The sequence below is a fragment of the Eudoraea sp. genome, assembly GCF_049665975.1.
Lineage (GTDB): Bacteria > Bacteroidota > Bacteroidia > Flavobacteriales > Flavobacteriaceae > Eudoraea.
The window spans coordinates 1-3,121 of the sequence record NZ_JBATGR010000256.1 but is presented as its reverse complement, the minus strand read 5'-3'; the positions used below and the strand labels follow the sequence as shown (position 1 = coordinate 3,121).

The 3,121-nt window shown below is 36.2% G+C and carries 2 protein-coding genes; both read right to left on the bottom strand.

What is annotated here, in order from left to right:
- Positions 1-129: 129 nt before the first annotated feature.
- Entirely contained in the window at positions 130-657 is a 528-nt protein-coding gene (locus tag WBN20_RS09340) for a GNAT family N-acetyltransferase (RefSeq protein WP_424281490.1), read from the bottom strand.
- An 80-nt stretch (positions 658-737) separates the two neighbouring features.
- Positions 738-3,121: alpha/beta hydrolase family protein (locus WBN20_RS09335; RefSeq protein ID WP_424281489.1), on the bottom strand; the 2,384-nt coding region annotated here is incomplete at its 5' end.

Here is a 3,121-nt window from a genome sequence, read left to right as displayed (position 1 = left end):
TTGGCAAGTTTTGCTAATTGAGAAATATCAGATAGATGGAGTTCTCTTAATATTACTTCTTTTGGATTCAATAGTTATTTTTCTTTCGATTAAGTGGTTTTAAGGGATACCTGTTTTTATACCGTATTCTTAATATTGTAGCCTTTTTTTATGTAATGTATATAATAATAGTTCATCATCTTCATTTGGTAGTTTAATTGTACCTGTCATTTCTAATCCTAATTTTTCTAAAAGTCTTTGAGAGGAAATATTCTCTTTTGATGTAATTGCCTTAATCTCTTTAATTTCAAATTCTTCAAAAGCAGCTTTCTTCAATCTATTTGCAGATTCAAAGGCATAACCTTTCCTTTCATATCCGGGGAGAAATGCAAACCCAAGATCTATACCAGCTAATCCTTCTCTATCATAGAGTCCACAAGTTCCTATTTTTATAAGGTCAGATTTACGAAATATTGTGTAATTAGAATAACCAAGTCTTTTGAGCTGTGGTAACATTTTGGTTTTAATATAATCTTCTGCACTTTCGACTGATTTGATATCTCTATCTCCAATATATTTAATAAATTTTGGAGTATTCATAAGATTATAAATAAATTCCGCATCTCCTTCTGAAGTTGGTTTAATAAGCAATCTTTCCGTTTCAAATTCTTTGTACATTATTTTTTTATAAGGTATTTTGTATATTGATTACCTTGAACCTGAAGCGTTTAATCGTACAAAACAACCTTAATAATTGCTCATTTTAATTCCGTTTTTTTATCGTTACCAGTAGGTTTGTTCTTTACATATTTTTCCAGCCATTGATCCTGCTCCCAAAGTAGATGCAGAATAGATTCCTTTGCTCTGTAACCATGACTTTCGTTAGGTAACATAACTAACCTTACCTGAGCTCCTAGTCCTTTAAGTGCGTTAAAATATCGGATACTTTGCATAGGATAGGTTCCTGAATTATTATCTGCTTCACCATGAGTCATTAGTAAAGGCGTCTTCATTTTATCAGCATGCATAAACGGAGACATAGTGTAATAAATTTCCGGAGCTTCCCAATAATTTCTTTCTTCACTTTGGAATCCAAAAGGTGTCAGGGTTCTATTGTAAGCACCACTCCTCGCAATTCCAGCAGCGAAAAGATCGGAATGGGAAAGCAGGTTAGCAACCATAAATGCTCCATAACTATGTCCTCCAACAGCAACGCGGGTTCTATCAATATAACCCAATGCATCTACTGCGTCAATTGCGGCTTTGGCATTTGCCACTAATTGCGTTCTAAAAGTATCATTAGGTTCATCATCACCTTCCCCTACTATGGGAAATGAAGCGCCATCCAGCACGACAAAACCTTTTGTCACCCAATAAATTGGTGATCCGTAGTATGGAAAGGTAAATTTATTCGGGTTTGAAGTCTTCTGTGATGCACTAGATTGATCTTTAAATTCTCGAGGATAGGCCCATAAAATCATGGGCATTTTTTCTTTTTCCTCCTTGTTGTAACCTACGGGAAGATATAAAGTACCCGATAAATCTAAGCCATCGTCCCTTTTATAAGTAATTACTTCTTTATGGATATTCTGTATACTTTTAAAAGGATTGTCAAAGTTGGTTAACTGCTTAAGCTGATTTTTCTTTAAATCTCTGATAAAATAGTTAGGATACTCATTGGGTGATTCCAGTCTTACAAGGAGCTCATTTTTGTCAACATCATAACTTGTAAGGCTTTCGAGCTTGTCAGTATATCCCGATTGATAAATTCTACTTGTTTTGAGCGATTTAAGGTTAATTTTATCAATAAATGGGAATTGTCCTTTTTCAGAATATCCGGCTCCGTTAAGGAAGGCTTCTCTACCCTTCAAAGCCAGGACATCACTCCCCATTTTGTTCCTTTTTGTCACAAAATCTCCCGGATCACTGTATCTATCCTGATAATTTCTGTCAAAAAGAGTTTTAGGTTCTACAGAAGAATCAGATGGATTAAATAAATAAGTCTTGGTATTTCTTGTATTCCACCAGTAATCAATGATAAGTGCTGTATTTTCATCACCCCATACCGCACTGTCATATCTGTTTATGGTTTTTATCAGGCTCTGTGGTTCTCCATTGAACGGGGCATCTAATTGAAAAACTTCATCCCGGTATACTACTTCTTTTTCAGGATCACCTCCATCCAGAGCTTCGGCATAAACCAGGCTTGCAGGCATGTCGTTCCTCCAGCTAAATCTTCTTTTCCCTTTGCGGACAGCCATAAAACCCTTAGGCAGATCTTCAATCAAAGGGACTTCTATAACGGTCTCAACCTTTTGGCCATCCTTCGAATAAATAACAGTTTTGGAGGGAAATCTGCGATAAGGCACCAGGTATGAAAATGGTTTTTCAACAGTTATTACCATTACGTATTCACCATCCGGGGAAAACCTAATGCTATTGTACATATCACTGTCCAGCCATTTTTCACTTGTTCCATCCATTGAAACTTTGTAAAGCTCTGATAAAGCGAGTTGTTCAAAGTTATGCTCATCATTCTTGTTTTTTAATAAATCCTGATACGTTCTGTTTTGCGCTTTTTTTCCGTCATTCACGGAAATTGTAGGGCCGGTGGGAACAGCATTTTTTGTATCAATAAGTTCCTGCCTGTCAGGGGAAATCATTTTCACCAGGATGGCATTCCCATCCTCAAACCAGTTTATCGCATTTCGAAGGTTGCTATTAACCTTCGGTTCGGTCAATTTTGTTGCAGTTTGTTTAAGGATATCAACTACCCAGACTTCAACCCCGGAAGAAGTAGTATTTGTGCAGGCAATTTTCTTTTGATCTGGCGAGTAGCTAAAATTGGTCAATTTTGGTTCTTGTGGTAATCCACTTACCTGAATTACTTCAGATTCATTATTTATGATCGGTTTTATTTTTAAATTATTATAGTAAGTCACCCGGCTTCCAATATTGGTTTTCGGATTAATTCTTAATCCCCCCAACCTTAATTCTTCCTGGGATATTTCATCGATACTTTTATAGGCATCGCGATATAGAAAGATCATAAAATCTTTGTGGTCATCAACTATTACTGATGGCGCCAGGGGTACATCTACAAGCTCAAGTATTTCCTTTGATGGTTTCTGATAGGTAAGTG

What these genes read in the sequence shown, in the direction of transcription:
- WBN20_RS09340 (WP_424281490.1), bottom strand. Translation starts at nt 657, where the DNA reads ATGTACAAAGAATTTGAAACGGAAAGATTGCTTATTAAACCAACTTCA.